The organism is Klebsiella sp. KTE92, from assembly GCF_000398905.1.
Taxonomy (GTDB): Bacteria; Pseudomonadota; Gammaproteobacteria; order Enterobacterales; family Enterobacteriaceae; genus Klebsiella; species Klebsiella variicola.
In genome coordinates this window covers 342,263-362,089 of sequence record NZ_KB976100.1, presented here as the reverse complement: position 1 = coordinate 362,089, position 19,827 = coordinate 342,263, and the positions used below count along the sequence as shown (strand labels likewise).

Here is a 19,827-nt window from a genome sequence, read left to right as displayed (position 1 = left end):
CGACTTCCCTTTCACCTGCAGATGAGTCGCTCTTGTTGCGGGAATTATCCTGCGACGCACCTGTCATCATAAGTACGCGTTTACGCTGACGCGTGGCGGAGAGATAACCGCGTAATTAACAATGATTAATCAATGCTCTGGCGATTTTGCTGACTGTTACGCTATACTACCTTCTGAAATTGCCAGCCCACGCCTGTGGGCGGGTGTTCAAGTAGCTTCCTTATAGTTCGATCAACTTCCCTTCCGAGGATCTGACCTCAACGGTCAGAAAAGATATGTTAAACAGTATTTTAGTAATACTCTGTCTGATAGCCGTCAGTGCCTTTTTTTCGATATCGGAAATCTCACTGGCCGCCTCACGTAAAATCAAACTGAAACTGCTGGCCGATGAAGGCAACGTCAACGCACAGCGCGTGCTGAAGATGCAGGAGAACCCGGGCACCTTCTTTACCGTCGTGCAAATCGGCCTCAATGCCGTCGCCATTCTTGGCGGTATCGTGGGCGACGCGGCCTTCTCCCCGGCGTTTCATAGCCTGCTCAGCGGGTATATGTCGCCGGAGCTGTCCGAGCAGCTGAGCTTCATCATCTCTTTTACCCTGGTCACCAGCTTGTTCATCCTGTTTGCTGACCTGACTCCGAAACGCATCGGTATGATTGCGCCCGAAACCGTGGCTCTGCGCATCATCAACCCGATGCGCTTCTGCCTGTTAGTCTTCCGCCCGCTGGTGTGGTTGTTTAACGGCATGGCCAACATGATCTTCCGCATCTTCAAACTGCCGATGGTGCGTAAAGACGATATTACTTCCGACGATATCTATGCCGTCGTTGAAGCCGGCGCGCTGGCCGGGGTGCTGCGCAAGCAGGAGCACGAGCTGATTGAGAACGTGTTCGAGCTGGAGTCCCGTACCGTTCCTTCCTCCATGACCTCGCGCGAAAACGTCATTTGGTTTGATTTACACGAAGACGAGCAGAGCCTGAAAAATAAAGTGGCCGAACATCCGCACTCGAAATTCCTCGTCTGTAATGAAGATATCGACCACATTATCGGTTACGTCGATTCAAAAGATCTGCTGAACCGCGTACTGGCCAACCAGAGCCTGGTGCTGACCGGCGGCGTGCAGATCCGCAACACGCTGATCGTGCCGGATACCCTGACCCTGTCAGAAGCGCTGGAAAGCTTCAAAACCGCCGGCGAAGATTTCGCGGTGATCATGAATGAATACGCGCTGGTGGTCGGGATCATCACCCTCAACGACGTCATGACCACCCTGATGGGCGACCTCGTCGGCCAGGGGCTGGAAGAGCAGATTGTCGCCCGCGATGAAAACTCGTGGCTGATCGATGGCGGTACGCCGATTGATGACGTGATGCGTGTGCTGGATATCGACGAGTTCCCGCAGTCCGGGAATTACGAAACCATCGGCGGCTTTATGATGTTTATGCTGCGTAAAATCCCCAAACGCACCGACGCGGTGAAGTTCTCCGGGTATAAGTTTGAGGTCGTGGATATCGATAACTACCGGATCGACCAGCTGCTGGTGACCCGTATCGATAACAAGCCAACGGTGCTGGTGCCCAAGCAGGCCGAAGCGGCGGAAAGCCAGAACGCCTGAGCGTAACCCTTCCTCTATTTTCAGGGCGGATAACCATCCGCCCTTTTTATTGCCCGAATATAACGTCCTCGCTCCCACTTAACAAAATTGCTTTATCGGTGGATTACAGCGATCCGGTCTATTTCACCCGCCTTTTTCGTAAACATAACGGCATCCCACCGGGCGAATATCGCAAACGCTATGCGGAAATGAAGGGCTAAAAACATCAACGGCTCCCATCGGGAGCCGTCTTTTACCTACTACGTACTGCTACGTTTCAGGTTATGCCATCTCAGTTTGCAGACGCAACACCTGACGATTGACTTCGGACATCACTGACAGATGCAGCTTGTCCTTGACCTTCGGGATAAGGATTTTGCCCTTATCAAATTCAAATGCGCCAACGTCCTTGATGTACAACCGTCCACGAAACAGGATCTTCACGTACTTCGCCACTTGCAGCGGATTGTAGCGTTGGAAAATTTTCATTCTTCTCTCCTGCCAGGGTTACGCTCCTGTGGTGCCACAGTTAGCCCACGTATCGGGAGCGCAAATTTTAATGCCCTAAAACTATAGTCCAGAATCTCAGAGGGACCCAGTGTGTATAAGTTTATTTACCGTTTGATGACAATAATTCAGAATTTTCGTTTCGGACATACGATGAAGTAAGTATAAGTCGCCGTTTTTCTACTAATTTGTGCGTCAACACGCAAACTGGCATCCTCATTGCGGGTAATCGCCGCCAATCGCACTTATGATTAAACGAGACCAAGTGGTCGGATCACCTGCATAAAAATGATTAAGGATTACGCATGACCCTACGTAGCATACTGGCCGCCTCGTTACTGCTTCTCCCGCTGCTGGCCACAGCGCATAACTTCGTCGACGGCCAGCGTGTGGCGCCGGTCGGCGTCGCGGATCGGGGAGAACTCATTCTGGATAAGGATAAGTTTAGCTATAAAAACTGGAACAGCTCGCAGCTGGTGGGAAAAGTGCGAGTTATCCAGCACATTGCCGGTCGCTCGTCAGCCAAAGAGAAAAATGCCAACCTGATCGAGGCGATTAAAGCGGCAGGTTTCCCGCACGATCGTTACCAGACTACCACCATCGTTAACACCGACGATGCCATTCCGGGCACCGGCATGTTCGTGCGCAGCAGCATTGAGAGTAATAAAAAGCTTTTTCCATGGTCGCAGTTTATTGTCGACAGCAACGGGCTGGTGCGTAAAGCCTGGCAACTGGACGAGAAGAGCTCGGCGATCGCGGTGCTGGATAAGGACGGGCGCGTAAAGTGGGCCAAAGACGGTGCGCTGACCCAGCAGGAGGTGCAGCAGGTCATCGACCTGCTGCATAAATTGCTTAATAAATAGAGACCCGGAAGCCGGGGTTGAGGAAGGATTCACGCGGCGTGTAGTCGAGGGTTTTGCCCTGCCAGTCGTGAACATGCGCCCCGGCGGCCACCGCGACCGCGTGGCCGGCGGCAGTGTCCCAGGTGCTGGTCGGCCCGAAGCGCGGATAGAGCTGGGCCTGACCCTCCGCCACCAGGCAGAACTTCAGCGAAGATCCGATAGAAGTGGTTTGATGCTCGCCCAGTTGCTCAAGATACTCCTGCAGCTCCGGATCGTTACCGTGAGAGCGACTGATCACCACCAGCGGCGGACGGGCATCGCGGACCTGGATCTGCTTGCGCACCCCGCACTCTTCTTTCCACGCTTTGCCTTTTTCCGCGCTGTACATCACCTTCATCACCGGCGCATAGACCACGCCCAGCGTCGGCTTGCCGTTTTCGATCAGCGCGATATTGACGGTGAATTCGCCGTTACGCTTAATAAACTCTTTGGTGCCGTCCAGCGGGTCGACCAGCCAGTAGCGCTGCCAGTGCTGACGTACCTCCCAGGCCGGCGGGTCCTCCTCGGAAAGAACCGGGGTGTCAGGATCCAGCGCTTTCAGACCGCTGATGATGACGTTGTGCGCTGCGATATCCGCCGCCGTGACCGGAGAATCATCTTTCTTGCTGGCGACGTTGATCGGCTGGTTTCCATCGTAGACTTCCATGATGGCATCGCCCGCGTTCCGTGCAAGCTGACATACTTGTTCTAACATTCTCCACCTCGTCTGGTTACAGTGGCGTTAACTCGTTGTTTTATTTATATCGCATCACCGCGAGTTCCGCTATCTGTGATAACGATGGCGGTTTCTCTGCCCGCTTTTCTGGCAAGATTCACATTTCTGTAAGCAACAGAATATAAATACATTTTCTACTGTGCTATCGCTCATAAAAAAAGGACGCCTCTGATGATTAAGTTTAGCGCAACGCTCCTGGCCACGCTGATCGCCGCCAGCGTCAACGCCGCAACGGTCGACCTGCGGATCATGGAAACCACCGATCTGCACAGCAATATGATGGACTTTGACTATTACAAAGATGCCGCCACGGAGAAATTCGGCCTGGTGCGTACCGCCAGCCTGATCGAACAGGCGCGGGCAGAAGCGAAAAACAGCGTGCTGGTGGATAACGGGGATGTTATCCAGGGTAGCCCGTTAGGCGACTACATGGCCGCGAAAGGGTTGAAAGAAGGCGATGTGCATCCGGTGTATAAGGCGATGAATACCCTGAATTACGCCGTCGGCAACCTGGGTAACCATGAATTCAATTATGGCCTCGACTTCCTGCATAAGGCGCTGGCCGGGGCGAAATTCCCCTACGTGAACGCCAATATCATCGATGCCAAAACTGGCAAACCGATGTTTACGCCCTATCTGATTCAGGATACCCAGGTTCAGGATAGCGATGGTCAACCCCATACTCTGCGCATCGGCTATATCGGCTTTGTGCCGCCGCAGATCATGACCTGGGATAAAGCCAATCTCAGCGGTAAAGTGACGGTCAACGACATTACCGAAACCGCGCGCAAATATATTCCGGAGATGCGGTCGAAAGGCGCTGATGTGGTGGTCGTGGTCGCGCACTCCGGCCTCTCCGCCGACCCGTATCAGGCGATGGCCGAAAACTCGGTCTACTACTTAAGCCAGGTGCCCGGCGTGGACGCCATTATGTTCGGCCATGCCCACGCGGTGTTCCCGGGTAAAGACTTCGCCAACATCAAAGGCGCGGATATCGCCAAAGGGACGCTGAACGGCGTACCGGCGGTGATGCCGGGAATGTGGGGCGATCATCTCGGGGTGGTTGATCTGGTGCTGAACAACGACAGCGGCAAATGGCAGGTCACTCAGAGTAGAGCGGAAGCGCGGCCAATCTATGACGCGGTGGCGAAGAAATCGCTGGCGGCCGAAGACGGCAAGCTGGTGGCGGTGCTGAAAGCCGACCACGACGCCACCCGCGAATTCGTCGGTAAGCCGATCGGCAAGTCGGCCGACAACATGTACAGCTATTTGGCGCTGGTGCAGGACGATCCGACGGTGCAGGTGGTCAACATGGCGCAGAAAGCCTATGTAGAACACTATATTCAGGGCGATCCGGACCTGGCGAAGCTGCCGGTGCTCTCCGCCGCCGCGCCGTTTAAAGTCGGCGGACGTAAAAACGATCCGGCGAGCTTTGTCGAAGTGGAGAAAGGTCAGCTCACCTTCCGCAATGCCGCCGACCTCTATCTCTACCCCAACACCCTGGTGGTGATGAAGGTCAGCGGGAAAGAGGTCAAGGAGTGGCTGGAGTGCTCCGCCGGACAGTTTAACCAGATCGATCCCGCCAGCAGCAAGCCGCAGTCGCTGATCAACTGGGACGGCTTCCGCACCTATAACTTCGACGTCATTGACGGGGTGAACTACCAGATTGACGTCACCCAGCCGGCCCGCTACGACGGCGAATGTCAGATGATCCATCCGCAGGCAGAGCGTATTAAGCACCTGACCTTTAACGGTAAACCTGTCGATCCGCAGGCCACTTTCCTGGTCGCGACCAATAACTATCGCGCTTACGGCGGCAAATTCGCCGGCACCGGTGAGAGCCATATCGCCTTTGCCTCACCGGATGAAAACCGTTCAGTGCTGGCGGCGTGGATAGGCGCGCAATCGAAGAAGGATGGCGCGATCCATCCGGCGGCGGATAACAACTGGCGTCTGGCGCCGATCCACAGCAACACGCCGTTGGATATTCGTTTTGAGACCTCGCCAGGCGACAAAGCCGCGGCGTTTATCAAAGAGAAAGCACAGTATCCAATGCGCCAGGTGGCCACCGATGATATCGGCTTCGCCATTTATCAGCTGGATTTGAGCAAGTAATGCCTGTTCCCCGGCGGCGCTGCGCTTACCGGGGCTACAAACCGGGGCTGGCTGGTAGCCCGGATAAGACGCCAGCCGCTATCCGGGAATATCTCCCCGGTGGCGGGGCTACAGGGAGTGATACATTTTCACTCCCCGTGGTTAGCCAACACCGCAGGCAGATTGCTCTCGATCCAGTCCGCCAGCGCCGCCACTTTCTCGCTCACCTGCAGGCCGAGCGGCGTCAGGCTATATTCAACGTGTGGCGGTACCACCGGATAAGAGACGCGGTCGATAAAACCATCCTGCTCCAGGGCCTGCAGCGACTGCGCCAGCATCTTTTCGCTGACCCCGCCCATTTTGCGGCGCAGATCGCTGAAGCGATGGGTCCCCTCGCGCAGCGCCACCAGAATCAACACGCCCCAGCGACTGGTGACATGTTTAAGCACATCGCGCGACGGGCACTGTTCCGCAAACAGGTTGCCGTTGCGCAGTTTCTCGCTCAGCGTCGGTTCGGCCATTTTCACACTTACCTTTTTGTACGTACTTACTAAAAGTTAGTTAAGGTGTTAGCTTACCACAACTGCCACTAAACACGAAGGAGAAGACCCATGATCGCCCTTACCGGTGCCACCGGCCAGCTTGGCCACTACGTTCTGCAAGACCTGTTAAAAACCGTCCCTGCCAGCCAGATTGTGGCGATTGTCCGCAACCCGGCCAAAGCCCAGTCCCTCAGCCAGCAGGGCGTCGTTGTCCGTCAGGCCGACTATAGCGACGAAGCGGCACTGACCGCCGCGCTGCAGGGCGTGGATAAACTGCTGTTAATCTCCTCCAGCGAAGTCGGTCAGCGCGCCGTTCAGCACCGCAACGTCATCAACGCCGCCAAAGCCGCTGGGGTGACATTCATCGCCTACACCAGCCTGCTGCACGCCGACACCTCGCCGCTGGGCCTGGCCGCAGAGCATATTGAAACCGAGCAGATGCTGGCCGACTCTGGTATCGCTTACGCCCTGCTGCGCAATGGCTGGTATACCGAAAACTATCTGGCCAGCGCACCGCCGGCGCTGGAGCATGGCGTGTTTATCGGCGCCGCCGGCGAGGGTAAAATTGCCTCCGCCACCCGCGCGGATTATGCCGCCGCTGCCGCCCGCGTTATCGCCGGTGAAGGCCATGAAGGGAAGATTTACGAACTGGCGGGTGATAACGCCTGGACGCTGAGCGACCTGGCTGCTGAGCTGAGCACGCAAAGCGGAAAAAACGTGGTCTACCAGAACCTCAGCGAAGCCGATTTCGCCGCCGCGCTGAAAAGCGTCGGTCTGCCGGCGGGTCTGGCGGATATGCTGGCGGATTCCGATGTCGGCGCGTCGAAAGGCGGGCTGTTTGACGACAGCCGCACCCTGAGTACGCTGATCGGCCGTCCGACCACCTCCCTTGCTGAAAGCGTGAAAGGCATTCTGTAACCACCCCTGTCAGCTTTTGCGGTTGCGTCCCGGCGGTTCCTCTCTCATATTGAAGGGATAACCGTCGGGAGGCAGGCATGCAGGGCGTACCACCCCAATTTAGTGATGAAAAAGACCGCGCGCGCTTTCGCCATCTCGAACAGCTGCCCGGGGTGGAGCTTTACCACGCCCATATCTCTCGCTACGCCTTTGAACCCCATACCCACGAAGCCTTCGGTATCGGCGTGATTGAGCAAGGCACTGAACGCTTTCGCTACCGCGGCAGCCAGCATATCGCCGCCGCGAACGCCATTGTCACCATGAATCCCGACGAGCTGCATACTGGCGAAGCGGAAACCGCCGACGGCTGGCGCTACCGGATGATTTATCTGGAGCCGGACCGTCTGGAAGCCATCACCGGGGTGCGCGACTGGTGGTTCAGCGAGGTGGTTCGCGAGGATCCTCTACGTTCGCGACAGATTGGCCAGCTGATTTATGGCCTGTGGCATAGCGACGATCCGCTGGCCCAGCAGGGACTGCTGCTCGACCTCATCGACGCCTTCCGCCCTCTGGCCCACCATGCCTCTGCGCAGGGTGAGGCCGGGCATCGCTTCGACCGGGTGCGCGACTACCTGCACGATAACTATATGCGCCCCATCACCCTCGACGAGCTGGCGCAGGTGGCGGCGCTTAGCCCATACCACTTTCAGCGCCAGTTTAAAGCCCACTATCACGTGACGCCCCATCAGATGCTGATGGCCATCCGTCTGTGGCGCGCCAAAGCGTTTCTCACCCACGGTATGCCCGCCGCCGAAGTGGCGATAGCCGTCGGCCTCACCGACCAGTCCCACCTGACCCGCGCCTTCACCCTGCGTTACGGCATTACGCCGGTGCGCTATCAGAAGCAGGTCGCCAGGCGCTAATGCGCAATCTCATACAATATTCCTGCCCGGCCCCCTTCTACACTGCAGACAACTGTGATGACAACGGATGCAATGATGATTAGTGGTGTGCTGTACGCCCTGCTGGCGGGGCTGATGTGGGGATTAATTTTTGTCGGGCCTTTGCTGGTGCCAGAGTACCCGGCGATGCTGCAGTCGATGGGGCGCTATCTGGCGCTGGGCCTGATCGCCCTGCCGCTGGCGTGGCTCGGGCGCGCGCGTTTGCGCCAGCTGAGCCGCAACGACTGGTGGACTGCGCTGGGCCTGACGATGATGGGAAATCTTATCTATTACGCCTGCCTGGCCAGCGCCATTCAGCGCACCGGGGCGCCGGTCTCCACCATGATTATCGGCACGCTGCCGGTGGTCTTGCCGGTGTTCGCCAATCTGCTCTACAGCCAGCGCGACGGAAAGCTGCCGTGGCGGCGTCTGTTTCCGGCGCTGGTCTGCATCGCCGTGGGCCTGATCTGCGTTAACGTCGCAGAACTGCGCCAGGGGCTGCCTGATTTTAGCCCGTGGCGCTACGGCTCCGGCATCGCGCTGGCGCTGGGATCGGTGGCCTGCTGGGCCTGGTATGCCCTGCGCAACGCCCGCTGGTTGCGGGAAAATCCGCATCAGCCGCCGATGATGTGGGCTACCGCTCAGGCACTGGTCACGCTTCCGGTTTCGCTGGCCGGCTATCTCGCCGCCTGCGCCTGGCTGCACGGCCAGCAGGCCGGGTTTCCCCTGCCCTTCGGCCCGCGCCCGGCGGTGTTCATTACGCTGATGCTGGCCATCGCGGTGCTCTGCTCATGGGTCGGCGCGCTGTGCTGGAATATCGCCAGCCAGCGGCTGCCGACGGTGATCCTCGGGCCGCTGATCGTCTTCGAAACTCTGGCCGGGCTGCTGTATACCTTCCTGCTGCGGCAAAGTTTACCGCCGCTGCTGACCCTGAGCGGGATCCTGTTGCTGGTGCTCGGCGTGGTCTCCGCCGTACGCGCCAGACCGGAAAAACCGATGCTGCAGCCGCTGACGGACGAAAAAAAGTAGCCAGGCCTCCTTAAGGGGTATTCCCTCGCCAAAAAGATGCATTTAAAATACATCTTATATTCCTGATGACGAGGTAACTGCTATGGCTTTCCGTGACCAACCTTTAGGCGAGCTGGCGCTGACCATCCCGCGCGCCTCCGCCCTGTTCCGTCAATACGATATGGATTACTGCTGCGGCGGCAAACAGACCCTGGCGCGCGCCGCATCGCGGAAAGCGCTGGATGTCGCGGTGATTGAAGCCGAGCTGGCGAAACTGGCCGAGCAGCCCCTCTCCCGCGACTGGCGCGCGGCGCCCCTCCCGGAGATTATCGACCATATCATCGTCCGCTATCACGACCGGCACCGCGAACAGCTGCCGGAGCTGATCCTGCAGGCCACAAAGGTTGAACGTGTCCACGCCGATAAACCGAACGTGCCGAAAGGGCTGACCAAATACCTGACCATGCTGCATCAGGAACTCTCCAGCCACATGATGAAAGAGGAGCAGATCCTGTTCCCGATGATCAAACAGGGGATGGGCACCCAGGCCGGGGGGCCGATCAGCGTAATGGAAAGCGAGCACGATGAAGCGGGTGAACTGCTGGAGGTCATTAAGCACATCACCCATAACGTGACGCCGCCGCCGGAAGCCTGCACCACCTGGAAGACGATGTATAACGGTATCAACGAGATGATTGACGATCTGATGGAGCACATCAGTCTGGAAAATAACGTACTGTTCCCGCGCGCCCTTGCCGGAAAATAAAGAAAAAGGCGCCCGCAGGCGCCCTCGACATTGTCCGTCTTATTTGGCCACTCCGGGTGGCCTTTTTTATTTCGACAGACGTTTTTTGCCGGCAAACAGCCAGCCCGCGCCCAGCAGAACAAACCACAGCGGGGTGACCATCAGCGCTTCACGGGTATCATCTTCCAGGGTCAACAGCACCAGTACGAAGACGAAGAAGGCCATGCACACCCAGCACATGAATTTGCCCAGCGGCATCTTGTATTTGGACTTTTCATGCAGCTGCGGGCGCTTTTTACGGTAGACCAGATAAGAGCAGAGGATAATCGTCCAGACGAACATAAACAGGATCGCCGACACCGTGGTGATCATGGTGAACGCGGCAATCACGCTCGGGTTGACCATCAGCATGACCACACCGCCCAGCAGGCACATGCAGGAGAAGGTTAAACCCTTCGCCGGCACCGCACGCTTCGACAGCTTGGCGAACATCTTCGGCGCCTGGCCATCCTGCGCCAGACCGAACAACATACGGCTGGTAGAGAACACGCCGCTGTTGGCCGAGGAGGCTGCGGAAGTCAGCACCACAAAGTTGATCAGGCTCGCTGCCGCCGGCAGGCCGACCAGCACGAACAGCTCGACGAACGGGCTCTTGCTCGGCACCACGGAGCTCCACGGCGTCACCGACATAATCACAATCAGCGCGAAGACGTAGAACATAATGATACGCAGCGGGATGGAGTTAATCGCCCGTGGCAGGGATTTCTCCGGGTCTTTGGTTTCGGCGGCGGTGGTCCCCACCAGCTCAATCCCCACGAAGGCGAACACCGCAATCTGGAAGCCGGCAAAGAAGCCGCTCAGCCCTTTCGGGAACCAGCCGCCGTCATTCCACAGATGGGCGAAAGAGGCTTCGACGCCGGTCGGCGATTTGAAATGCATCATGACCATCACCAGGCCGACGACGATTAGCGCCACAATGGCGACGATTTTGATCATCGCGAACCAGAACTCCATTTCGCCAAACATTTTGACGGTGGCCAGGTTCAGGCCCAGCAGCAGCAGGATCACCGCCAGCGAGGCGACCCAGTCGGAGAGTCCGGGAAACCAGAACTGCGCGTAGGCGGTGATCGCCACTACGTCCGCCATTCCGGTGACGACCCAACAGAACCAATAGGTCCAGCCGGTAAAGTAACCCGCCCACGGCCCCAGCAGATCGGCCGCAAAATCGCTGAAGGATTTATATTCGAGGTTCGACAGCAGTAATTCGCCCATGGCTCGCATAACGAAAAACAGCATAAAACCGATAATCATATAAACAAAAATAATAGATGGCCCGGCAAGGCTGATAGTTTTGCCAGAACCCATAAATAACCCAGTGCCGATCGCCCCGCCAATCGCAATCAGCTGAATATGTCGGTTTGTGAGATTTCGCCGTAGCGATTGTTCAGTCGGCTCCTGCTCAATAGCAGCGACTTTAACCTGATCTACCATGTGATTTCTTCCTGTTGTACCTGTCTGTGTTGTTCAGGCTCTGATGGCCCGTCGTCTGTCATTAACCCCAGCAAGGGCTAGTCGATATTAGGTAAGAATCGGAGGGATGAATACTATGATTTAGATATAATGTTAATTTTATGTTTAAAGTGAGTGTTATATCACTCATCCACCGCGAAATAGCTCACAAAAATACACCCATACGCGATGAATGCAAAACATAATTCTAATTAATTTTTAACTTAAGGATTTTACGCTATTTTTGCGGCTTCCCCCACCTCAGGGGAAGAGGAAGCCTCTGCTGTTTAGATAATATCCAGCAGTTCAACTTCGAAGATCAGGGTGCTGAACGGAGGAATCGACGCGCCAGCGCCGCGTTCGCCGTAGGCCAGGTTGTGCGGGATCGTCAGTTCCCATTTAGAACCGACCGGCATCAGGGTCAGCGCTTCAATCCAGCCGCCGATCACGCCGGTCACCGGGAATTCAGCTGGCTCACCACGGGCGACGGAGCTGTCGAAGACGGTGCCGTCGATCAGTTTGCCGGTGTAGTGCACGCGTACGCGGTCGGTACGTGCCGGGATCGGGCCTTCGCCCTGGGTCAGTACGCGGAACTGCAGACCAGATTCGGTGCTATTCACACCCTCTTTCTCGCGGTTTTCATCGAGGTATTTCTGGCCGTCGGCGGCCATAGCCTGGAAACGTTCGCGGCGTACGGCGTCAGCACGCTCGTGGATTTCACGCAGCGCACGGTGAACGGCTTCTACCGGCACCTGCGGCTGGTTACCTTCCAGCGCATCAGCGATACCCGCCACCAGCGCTTCCGGCAGCAGCCCCTGCAGGCCGGATTCGCTCAGCTGTTGTCCAACCTGCAAGCCGATACCGTAACTTGCCTGCGCTTCGATAGTGTCAAAAGTTGGGGTTGCCATCTTTGTTCCTTTTTGGGTGATAAACATCAAGAGAAAAGCGTGCGAAAGCATAACAGCCATAGCGAAATGGGTAAAACTTTGTCGGCGGATGATGACAAATCTCAGCGAAACAGAAACAATAGGCGGCAGCAGGTTAACTTTACTTTGTTCCGGTCATCAGGACGTTAGCCATCTATACTCATATGCAGGATAAAAATATGCGGAGCAGGAGGAAAGCCATGCCCGGGCGCTTTGAACTGACATCTACCCTGGCGAAGATCTGGCACGCCCCGGATCATTTTCGCCTCCTGGACCCGCTGCCCCCGATGCACCGCCGGGGTATCATCGCAGGCTTCCTGTTGGTCATTATCGGTATCCTTCTTCCTTCCGACGATAGCCAAAGCCCGGCGACAAACAGCCGCGAAGCGAACCTGAATCTTCAGTCGCAGTCCCAGCCGCAAGCTGGCGGCAATCAGGCCGTTCCGCTCCCGCCGATCACCAATACGCCGACCGTGAGCGATGCCGATCAGATGGCGCCCGTCGCCCCGGAGCCGATACAGGACGAGCAGCCAGATCAGGCGCAGACGCAGACGCAACAGCCAGCTTCCCAACCGTATCAATCCTCGCAGCAGCAGTCCGCACCGGGCATTGAGCAGCAGTGGCGGACCTATCGCATCGAGTCAGGTAAAACCCTGGCCCAGCTGTTCCGCGATCATGGGCTGCCTGCCACCGACGTTTACGCGATGGCGCAGGTTGAAGGCGCAGGCAAACCATTAAGCACGTTGCAGAGTGGACAGACGGTGCAAATTCGGCAGAACGCCAACGGTGTAGTCACCGGCCTCACTATCGATACCGGCAACGGCCAGCAGGTGCTGTTTACCCGCCAGTCGAACGGCAGCTTTGTGCGTGCGCGATAGCGGAGAAGACGACAGCAAGCGTTACGCCGCCGCAAAATGAAAGGCGCTAAAAAGCAAAACGCCGGCACAAGGCCGGCGATTTGTTGTTACCAGAACGTCAGAGGCCGATTACTCAGCAACCACGTTGATGATAACTTTAGCGAATACTTCGCTGTGAACCTGGAAGTCCACTTCGTGCTCGCCAACGTTACGCAGAACGCCGTTCGGCAGGCGAACTTCGCTCTTAGCAACTTTAACGCCTGCTGCAGTAACAGCGTCAGCGATGTCGCGAGTACCGATGGAACCGAACAGTTTACCTTCGTCGCCAGCTTTGGACGCGATGGTTACGGATTCCAGGGCGTTGATCTGCGCAGCACGAGCTTCAGCAGCTGACAGAACGTCAGCCAGTTTGGCTTCCAGTTCAGCGCGACGTGCTTCGAAGAATTCAACGTTTTTCTTGGTAGCAGGAACAGCTTTACCCTGCGGGACCAGGAAGTTACGAGCATAGCCCGCTTTAACGTTAACCTGATCACCCAGGCTACCCAGGTTTGCTACTTTATCAAGCAGAATAACTTGCATTACCTTATCCTCTCAAAGTCGTATTAATGGACCGTGACCGATTACTGATGACGATCAGTGTACGGCAGCAGGGACAGGTAGCGAGCGCGTTTGATAGCGCGAGCCAGCTGACGCTGGTATTTTGCACGGGTACCGGTGATACGGCTCGGGACAATCTTACCGCTTTCGGTGATGTAGTTTTTCAGCGTAGCGATATCTTTATAGTCGATCTCTTGAACGCCTTCCGCGGTGAAACGGCAGAACTTGCGACGACGGAAATAACGTGCCATATGGCTAGTCTCCAGAATCTATCAATTCAATCTGCTCGGCATGCAGAACCATTTTGCTCAAGCCGTTCTTTGCCTTATGGCAAGAGATGAACCCTCGAACGGTTACTGCGCTACCGACCGTTATACTGTGAGTAATGGCCTGGTTTTCGTGACCGCTAATAATAACGGGCATTTGACACCATGCCTGCCGGTGAAAACCGGCTTCCTCCTGCACTGAACGATGCTCAAGCACGAACTGGCAGTGAGGAATTCCTGACGGGCTGACCTTACGAAGTGGAGTCCTGCAAATAATGCCGGACAGCTCCAGACGGTTGGTCATCAGGATTACTCTTCAGAATCCCCAGCTTCAGAATCATCTGCGGTTTCGTTGGCGAAATCTTCGCGACGCTCACGGCGCTCGTCTTTCGCTTTAACCATCGGAGATGCTTCGGTAACAGCGTGCTTAGTACGCATTACCATGCTGCGGATAACGGCGTCGTTGAAGCGGAAGTTAGTTTCCAGCTCATCGATCGCTTCCTGCGGCGCTTCAACGTTCAGCAGAACGTAGTGAGCTTTGTGCAGTTTGTTGATCGGATAAGCCAGCTGACGGCGGCCCCAGTCTTCCAGACGGTGGATCGTACCTGCTGCTGCAGTGATTGCACCAGTGTAACGTTCGATCATGCCCGGAACCTGTTCGCTCTGGTCAGGATGGACCATAAAAACGATTTCGTAATGACGCATCGAATTGCTCCTTACGGATTATTCAGCCTCCTGTCTGGGTCAGCCGCGGCCCATGGAGGCAAGGAACGTGTTAAAGGGCGGCTGAAAAATTGACGCGTCATTCTAATGGCGCCCCCCCCAGGAACACAAGCGGATTTGCACAAATAATTCGCACTAAGCGCCAAGTGGCGCTAAGTGGGTGATTTAAAATTAACCAATAAAGGAAGCGGCATTTTTTTGAACAACTGCATCAGAAAAGGTCGCCATGCGACGAACGCGCAGCGATTACACTTATATCAGAGCCAAACGACCACAGGAGAGCCCCCGAGTCAGCGTCAGGACTGTCAGTCAGGAGCGTAGTATATGAAACTGAAAATCATCGCCATGATGGCTGCGCTTTTCTTCAGCGCCAACGCGCTGGCAGCTATCCAAATCACCGAACGTCAGGCCCGCAACATGGACGATGTGCAGAGCCTCGGCGTTATCTATATCAATCATAACATGGCCACTGAGCACGAGGCCGAGCAGGCCCTTAGCCAGATGAGCGATGCGCAGGGGGCGAAATACTTTCAGCCTATCCTGATGCACGAACCCGAAACCAACGGCCCGCTTCGCGCCAGCGCGGTGATATACCGTTAGCGCCAGGCCGACTCTTCGCCTCTCTTCGCGAGGGGCGAAGCGAGGTTTTCACCTAAACGCAATTGAGAATTATTTTACAAACCGACTTATCAGCGCCATCGCAACCTGATTTAATCAGCCACTCGCCATTTGATAATCAGGAGTGATTGATGGTTCCGCGTTTCGCCACCTTAGGCCGTATCCCCAAAGGCGTTTGGGTACTCGGCGGCGTCAGCCTGCTGATGGATGTCTCCTCCGAGATGATCCACAGCCTCTTACCGTTGTTTATGGCCACCACCCTCGGCGCCAGCGTGATAATTATCGGTCTTATCGAGGGACTGGCGGAAGCCACCGCCCTGATCCTGAAAGTCTTCTCCGGCGTGATCAGCGACTATGTCGGCAAGCGCAAAGGACTGGCGCTGCTGGGATACGGCCTGGGCGCGCTCAGTAAGCCGCTGTTTGCCATCGCCCCCACCGCCGGAGTGGTGTTTAGCGCCCGCATGATTGACCGCGTAGGGAAAGGTATTCGCGGCGCGCCGCGCGATGCGCTGGTTGCCGACGTCACCCCGCCGGAGATCCGCGGCGCCGCCTACGGGCTCCGCCAGGCGCTGGATACCGTTGGCGCCTTTCTCGGCCCGCTGCTGGCGGTGCTGCTGATGTTTATCTGGGCCAACGATTTTCACGCTATTTTCTGGGTGGCGGTCATTCCCGCCGTGCTCTCCATTCTCCTGCTCGGGTTTGGCCTGCAGGAGCCAAAATCCGCCATCGCACACAAACGCAGCAATCCGCTGAAGCGCGAAAACCTGAAAAAGCTCTCCGCCGCCTACTGGTGGGTAGTCGCCATCGGCAGCATCTTCACCCTCGCCCGCTTCAGCGAAGCCTTTCTGGTGCTGCGCGCCCAGCAGATGGAGATCCCGCTGTTTACCATCCCGCTGGTGATGGTGGCGATGAACCTGGTCTACAGCCTCACGGCTTACCCGTTCGGTAAACTCTCAGACAGCATGAGCCACAGCAAACTGCTGCAGTGGGGACTGCTGGTGCTGATCCTCGCCGATATCGTGCTGGCGCTCAGCGGCCACTGGAGTACGCTGCTGCTCGGCGTCGCGCTGTGGGGGATTCATATGGGAATGACCCAGGGCCTGCTGGCAGCGATGGTTGCGCATACCGCGCCGCCGGAACTACGCGGTACGGCATTCGGTATGTTCAACCTGATGAGCGGCCTGGCGCTGCTGCTGGCCAGTACCGGCGCAGGGGTACTGTGGGAAACCTTCGGCGCCGCCTCGACGTTTTACGCCGGCGCGATAATTTGTATGGTCACGCTCATCGGCATGCGCGTGATGCCGTCGGCCTATCGTCAGGGCTAAAAAAACGGCTCCGGGGCCAGACCAGTTGCTTCACCGTGAGGGATGAAAGCCCCGGAGCGCGCTATCTACTTTTGCCCATAGTAGGCGTTTGGCCCATGCTTACGCTGAAAATGCTTATTCATCAGCCAGCTATCGATGGGCTGCAACTGCGGATTAATCCCGCGGGCAATCCACGCCATGCGCGCCACTTCTTCCATCACCACCGCGTTGTGTACCGCCTCGTGGGCGTCTTTGCCCCAGGCAAACGGCCCGTGCTGATAGACGACGATCCCAGGCGTATGCAGCGGATTCGACGCGCCCAGCGTTTCGATAATCACCTGCCCGGTGTTCAGCTCGTAAGCCTCGTCCACCTCCTGTGCGCTAAGCGCCCGGGTACAGGGGATATCACCGAAGAAGTAGTCCGCATGGGTGGTGCCAAGCGCCGGGATCGCCAGCCCCGCCTGCGCCCAGGCGGTGGCATGCGTCGAGTGGGTATGCACCACTCCGCCAAGGTCGGGATAACGACGATAGAGCGCCAGATGGGTGGCGGTATCAGAGGAGGGGCGATACAGCCCTTCCACCACGTTGCCCTCAAGATCCACGACAACCATATCGTCCGCCTTCATGGTCTCATAGGCGACGCCGCTGGGCTTGATCGCCACCAGCCCGCGCTGCCGGTCAATGGCGCTGACATTGCCCCAGGTGAAGGTCACCAGACCGTAGCGCGGCAGATCCATATTGGCCTCGAACACCTGCTGTTTCAGTTGTTGCATTACGCCGCCTCCATCAGGCCCGCGCGGGCCATCCGCGCCTTCACCCAGTCACGTGCCTTCGCCACCTCCGCCAGCGGATCAGCGCTGGTTTCGCTCCACATCTCAATCAGATACGGTCCGCAGTAGCCGGTCTGCTTGAGCGTTTCGAAGCAGCGTTCAAAATCGACCACCCCTTCGCCAAACGGCACGTTTTTAAAGACGCCAGGTTTCGTGTCTTTGACGTGTACCGCCACGATATGCCCGCTCCCCGCCTTCAGTTCCATCTGGACGTCGTTATCCCACGCTGACAGATTGCCGATATCAGGGTAAAGCTGGAACCACGGATTATTCAGGTAATGGGCGTAGCCTAAGGCCTTACTGATCGAGTTCATCAGCGGGTAATCCATGATCTCCATCGCCAGCGTGACCTGGGCACGGCTGGCCATTTCGACGCTCTGTTTCAGGCCGTCGCGAAAGCGGCGGCGCGTCTCATCGTTCGCCTGCTGGTAATAGACGTCGTAGCCTGCCAGCTGGATCACCCGGATCCCCACATCCTGCGCCAGCTGGATGGCTTTACGCATAATTTCCAGCCCCTGATGACGCACCGCGTCGTCTTCACTACCCAGCGGAAAACGGCGATGGGCGCTAAGGCACATCGATGGTACCCGGACGCCGGTGTCAGCCACCGCCTTGACCAGCGCCAGACGCTGCTCGGGGCTCCAGTCCAGTCGCGCAAGGCGCACGTCCGTTTCATCGAGAGACATTTCCACAAAATCAAAGCCCAGCGCCTTCGCCAGCTGCAGCCGCTCCAGCCAGCACTCCCCGGCGGGGAGCGCTTTTTCATAGATGCCGAGCGGAATGGATTTCGCCAACATAACCGCTCCTTAACCCCACAGCTGGGCGATAGAGCGTTTAAACTGGCGCGCCGCTTCCACCGGCGAGGCGGCATCGCGGATGCTGCGCCCGGCAATAAAGACGTGAATAGGGATACCCGCGAACAGCGGCAGGTCTTCCAGCGCCAGACCGCCGGTGACAGTCACTTTGAAGCCCATATCGGACAAACGTTTAATCGCGCTGATATCCGCCTCGCTCCACGCCACGCCTGCCGCCTGTGCGTCGCGGCTGCGGTGATAGACCACCTGCTGAATACCCGCCTCGCGCCATGCCTGCGCCTGTTCCCAGGTCCAGAAGCCGGTCAGCTCAATTTGCACATCGCCGTTAAATTCTTTGGCGACGTCCAGCGCCCCTTTGGCGGTATTGATATCGGCACAGCAGATCACCGTGACCCAGTCGGCGTTGGCTTCAAAGCACATCCGCGACAGGATCTTGCCGGCGTCGGCAATTTTGGCGTCCGCCAGCACGATTTTATGCGGGTACAGCGCCTTCAGATCGCGCACCGCACGCACCCCTTCGCCGACGCAAAGAATAGTACCGACTTCAATGATATCCACCTCTTCGGCGATCAGGCGGGTCGTTTCATAGGCACTGGCCAGCGTTTGGTTGTCCAGAGCGACCTGTAACATAGGTAATGACATGATGGTGTTCCTTTTAAACAGCCGCCGCGGTGGCGTTTTTGATTAAATCCAGCACTTCCTGCTCGCTACGGCAGGCGCGTAAACGGTCGAAATTGGCTTCATCGTCAAACAGGTTAACGATCTGCATGATGCCCACTTCCTGGTGGGTGGTGGCGTCAACCGCCGCCATGGTGATCAGGATGTCGACCGGGTCGTTATCTTCGTGATTGAAAATCAACGGTTTTTTTAGCGTCACCAGCGCAAAGCCGGTTTTCTTAACGCCCTCTTCCGGCCGCCCGTGCGGCATCGCCAGCCCCGGCGCGATAACAAAATAGGGGCCATGTTGCGCGACGCCGTCGAGGATCGCCTGGTAGTAACGCGGTTCCACGACGTCGGCGGCCACCAGCAGATCGACGCCGATTTTCACCGCCTCCTGCCAGGTTTCCGCTTCCGCCTGCAGGCGAATGGAGTGGTTCTGCGCCAGTGAGTCATGGAGTTTCATGGCCGCTCCTTATTTCACGTCCTGCGGGAAGTGAGCTTTGATCACCTCCAGCAGTTTTGGGCCGAAATCCGCCGGCGACAGCATATTGCGTACGCCCACCACGTGTTTATTGCCGGAGACGGTAATCTCACCCGCGATATGGGTTGAAGCGATGATGATATCCGCGCCGTTCAGTTCGCTTTTGTATTCACCTACCGCGCAGCTGTTTACCGTGTGGTCGATGTTGGATTGCGTCAGGAACTGATCCACCTTCATTTTCATGATCATGGAACTGCCTTGCCCGTTGCCACACACAGCCAGAATACGTACGGTCATA

At 57.1% G+C, this 19,827-nt stretch carries 24 protein-coding genes and 1 pseudogene; 11 read left to right on the top strand and 14 right to left on the bottom strand.

Features of this window, described 5'->3' with window-relative positions; translation table 11 throughout:
- The first annotated feature begins 275 nt into the window (after positions 1 to 275).
- Positions 276 to 1,613: a hemolysin family protein gene (locus A1WC_RS23155; protein ID WP_008807158.1), complete on the top strand. Its 1,338-nt coding sequence runs from the start codon at positions 276 to 278 to the stop codon at positions 1,611 to 1,613.
- Between the two features lie 62 nt (positions 1,614 to 1,675).
- Positions 1,676 to 1,813: pseudogene (locus A1WC_RS25610) on the top strand (helix-turn-helix domain-containing protein); the annotation flags it as partial.
- Between the two features lie 61 nt (positions 1,814 to 1,874).
- Here the strand turns inward: A1WC_RS25610 and A1WC_RS23160 are convergent.
- Positions 1,875 to 2,081 carry a DUF1107 domain-containing protein gene (locus A1WC_RS23160; protein ID WP_002886707.1) on the bottom strand — a complete coding sequence of 69 codons (207 nt, stop codon included), beginning with the start codon at positions 2,079 to 2,081 and terminating at the stop codon, positions 1,875 to 1,877.
- 323 nt (positions 2,082 to 2,404) lie between these two features.
- Between A1WC_RS23160 and A1WC_RS23165 the strand changes: the two genes are divergently transcribed.
- On the top strand, positions 2,405 to 2,962 hold the full coding sequence (locus A1WC_RS23165) for a YtfJ family protein (protein WP_016160159.1): 558 nt from the start codon (positions 2,405 to 2,407) through the stop codon (positions 2,960 to 2,962).
- On the opposite strand, the gene cysQ is transcribed toward A1WC_RS23165, so the two are convergent.
- Positions 2,952 to 3,695 (bottom strand): 3'(2'),5'-bisphosphate nucleotidase CysQ, encoded by a 744-nt coding sequence (gene cysQ, locus A1WC_RS23170; RefSeq protein ID WP_012543098.1) that lies wholly within the window; start codon positions 3,693 to 3,695, stop codon positions 2,952 to 2,954. The two genes, A1WC_RS23165 and cysQ, sit on opposite strands and share 11 nt — an antisense overlap.
- 192 nt (positions 3,696 to 3,887) lie before the next feature.
- Between cysQ and cpdB the strand changes: the two genes are divergently transcribed.
- Entirely contained in the window at positions 3,888 to 5,831 is a 1,944-nt protein-coding gene (gene cpdB, locus A1WC_RS23175; RefSeq protein WP_016160158.1) for a 2',3'-cyclic-nucleotide 2'-phosphodiesterase, read from the top strand.
- Between the two features lie 128 nt (positions 5,832 to 5,959).
- On the opposite strand, the gene A1WC_RS23180 is transcribed toward cpdB, so the two are convergent.
- Positions 5,960 to 6,331 carry a winged helix-turn-helix transcriptional regulator gene (locus A1WC_RS23180; RefSeq protein WP_012543100.1) on the bottom strand — a complete coding sequence of 124 codons (372 nt, stop codon included), beginning with the start codon at positions 6,329 to 6,331 and terminating at the stop codon, positions 5,960 to 5,962.
- Between the two features lie 90 nt (positions 6,332 to 6,421).
- Between A1WC_RS23180 and A1WC_RS23185 the strand changes: the two genes are divergently transcribed.
- The 4 genes from A1WC_RS23185 to ytfE all read left to right on the top strand — a co-directional run bounded on the left by A1WC_RS23185 (position 6,422) and on the right by ytfE (position 9,964).
- Complete coding sequence (locus tag A1WC_RS23185; RefSeq protein ID WP_008807166.1) at positions 6,422 to 7,270, top strand: SDR family oxidoreductase; 849 nt, start codon at positions 6,422 to 6,424, stop codon at positions 7,268 to 7,270.
- 77 nt (positions 7,271 to 7,347) lie between these two features.
- Positions 7,348 to 8,172, top strand: coding sequence for an AraC family transcriptional regulator (locus A1WC_RS23190; RefSeq protein ID WP_016160157.1), 825 nt, complete (start codon positions 7,348 to 7,350; stop codon positions 8,170 to 8,172).
- Positions 8,173 to 8,247: 75 nt separating this feature from the next.
- Positions 8,248 to 9,219, top strand: a complete 972-nt coding sequence (locus A1WC_RS23195; protein WP_012969105.1) for a DMT family transporter — start codon at positions 8,248 to 8,250, stop codon at positions 9,217 to 9,219.
- A gap of 82 nt (positions 9,220 to 9,301) precedes the next feature.
- Positions 9,302 to 9,964 (top strand): iron-sulfur cluster repair protein YtfE, encoded by a 663-nt coding sequence (ytfE, locus tag A1WC_RS23200; RefSeq protein WP_016160156.1) that lies wholly within the window; start codon positions 9,302 to 9,304, stop codon positions 9,962 to 9,964.
- 66 nt (positions 9,965 to 10,030) lie between these two features.
- Here ytfE and cycA read toward each other — a convergent pair whose 3' ends face one another.
- Entirely contained in the window at positions 10,031 to 11,434 is a 1,404-nt protein-coding gene (gene cycA, locus A1WC_RS23205) for a D-serine/D-alanine/glycine transporter (RefSeq protein WP_016160155.1), read from the bottom strand.
- Between the two features lie 305 nt (positions 11,435 to 11,739).
- On the bottom strand, positions 11,740 to 12,360 hold the full coding sequence (fklB, locus tag A1WC_RS23210) for an FKBP-type peptidyl-prolyl cis-trans isomerase (RefSeq protein WP_002886687.1): 621 nt from the start codon (positions 12,358 to 12,360) through the stop codon (positions 11,740 to 11,742).
- A 218-nt stretch (positions 12,361 to 12,578) separates the two neighbouring features.
- Here fklB and A1WC_RS23215 point away from each other — a divergent pair, with 218 nt between their 5' ends.
- Positions 12,579 to 13,256 (top strand): LysM-like peptidoglycan-binding domain-containing protein, encoded by a 678-nt coding sequence (locus A1WC_RS23215; RefSeq protein ID WP_016160154.1) that lies wholly within the window; start codon positions 12,579 to 12,581, stop codon positions 13,254 to 13,256.
- 108 nt (positions 13,257 to 13,364) lie between these two features.
- On the opposite strand, the gene rplI is transcribed toward A1WC_RS23215, so the two are convergent.
- The 4 genes from rplI to rpsF are packed head-to-tail and all read right to left on the bottom strand — an operon-like array spanning position 13,365 to position 14,803.
- Positions 13,365 to 13,814, bottom strand: a complete 450-nt coding sequence (rplI, locus tag A1WC_RS23220; RefSeq protein ID WP_008807173.1) for a 50S ribosomal protein L9 — start codon at positions 13,812 to 13,814, stop codon at positions 13,365 to 13,367.
- Between the two features lie 41 nt (positions 13,815 to 13,855).
- A complete protein-coding gene (rpsR, locus tag A1WC_RS23225) occupies positions 13,856 to 14,083 on the bottom strand; it encodes a 30S ribosomal protein S18 (protein WP_000135199.1) in 228 nt (75 codons plus the stop codon).
- 4 nt (positions 14,084 to 14,087) lie between these two features.
- Complete coding sequence (gene priB, locus A1WC_RS23230) at positions 14,088 to 14,402, bottom strand: primosomal replication protein N (protein ID WP_002885722.1); 315 nt, start codon at positions 14,400 to 14,402, stop codon at positions 14,088 to 14,090.
- A 5-nt stretch (positions 14,403 to 14,407) separates the two neighbouring features.
- Positions 14,408 to 14,803, bottom strand: coding sequence for a 30S ribosomal protein S6 (rpsF, locus tag A1WC_RS23235; protein ID WP_008807174.1), 396 nt, complete (start codon positions 14,801 to 14,803; stop codon positions 14,408 to 14,410).
- A 342-nt stretch (positions 14,804 to 15,145) separates the two neighbouring features.
- Here rpsF and A1WC_RS23240 point away from each other — a divergent pair, with 342 nt between their 5' ends.
- Positions 15,146 to 15,421, top strand: a complete 276-nt coding sequence (locus A1WC_RS23240; RefSeq protein ID WP_002885689.1) for a DUF1471 domain-containing protein — start codon at positions 15,146 to 15,148, stop codon at positions 15,419 to 15,421.
- Positions 15,422 to 15,570: 149 nt separating this feature from the next.
- The gene (locus tag A1WC_RS23245; RefSeq protein WP_008807176.1) at positions 15,571 to 16,764 is read left to right on the top strand and encodes an MFS transporter; all 1,194 of its coding nucleotides are present in this window, start codon (positions 15,571 to 15,573) and stop codon (positions 16,762 to 16,764) included.
- A 65-nt stretch (positions 16,765 to 16,829) separates the two neighbouring features.
- Here the strand turns inward: A1WC_RS23245 and A1WC_RS23250 are convergent, their stop codons facing one another.
- From A1WC_RS23250 to ulaB, 5 genes are read right to left on the bottom strand one after another with little or no spacing between them, the layout of a single operon-like run.
- Positions 16,830 to 17,516 carry an L-ribulose-5-phosphate 4-epimerase gene (locus tag A1WC_RS23250; RefSeq protein WP_012969108.1) on the bottom strand — a complete coding sequence of 229 codons (687 nt, stop codon included), beginning with the start codon at positions 17,514 to 17,516 and terminating at the stop codon, positions 16,830 to 16,832.
- Entirely contained in the window at positions 17,516 to 18,370 is an 855-nt protein-coding gene (locus A1WC_RS23255) for an L-ribulose-5-phosphate 3-epimerase (RefSeq protein WP_008807178.1), read from the bottom strand. Before A1WC_RS23255 ends, A1WC_RS23250 begins: the two co-directional genes overlap by 1 nt.
- A gap of 9 nt (positions 18,371 to 18,379) precedes the next feature.
- A complete protein-coding gene (gene ulaD, locus A1WC_RS23260) occupies positions 18,380 to 19,030 on the bottom strand; it encodes a 3-keto-L-gulonate-6-phosphate decarboxylase UlaD (protein ID WP_008807179.1) in 651 nt (216 codons plus the stop codon).
- A 13-nt stretch (positions 19,031 to 19,043) separates the two neighbouring features.
- Entirely contained in the window at positions 19,044 to 19,511 is a 468-nt protein-coding gene (gene ulaC, locus A1WC_RS23265; RefSeq protein WP_008807180.1) for a PTS ascorbate transporter subunit IIA, read from the bottom strand.
- A gap of 9 nt (positions 19,512 to 19,520) precedes the next feature.
- A complete protein-coding gene (gene ulaB / locus A1WC_RS23270; protein WP_002885682.1) occupies positions 19,521 to 19,826 on the bottom strand; it encodes a PTS ascorbate transporter subunit IIB in 306 nt (101 codons plus the stop codon).
- Between the last annotated feature and the right edge of the window lies 1 nt (position 19,827).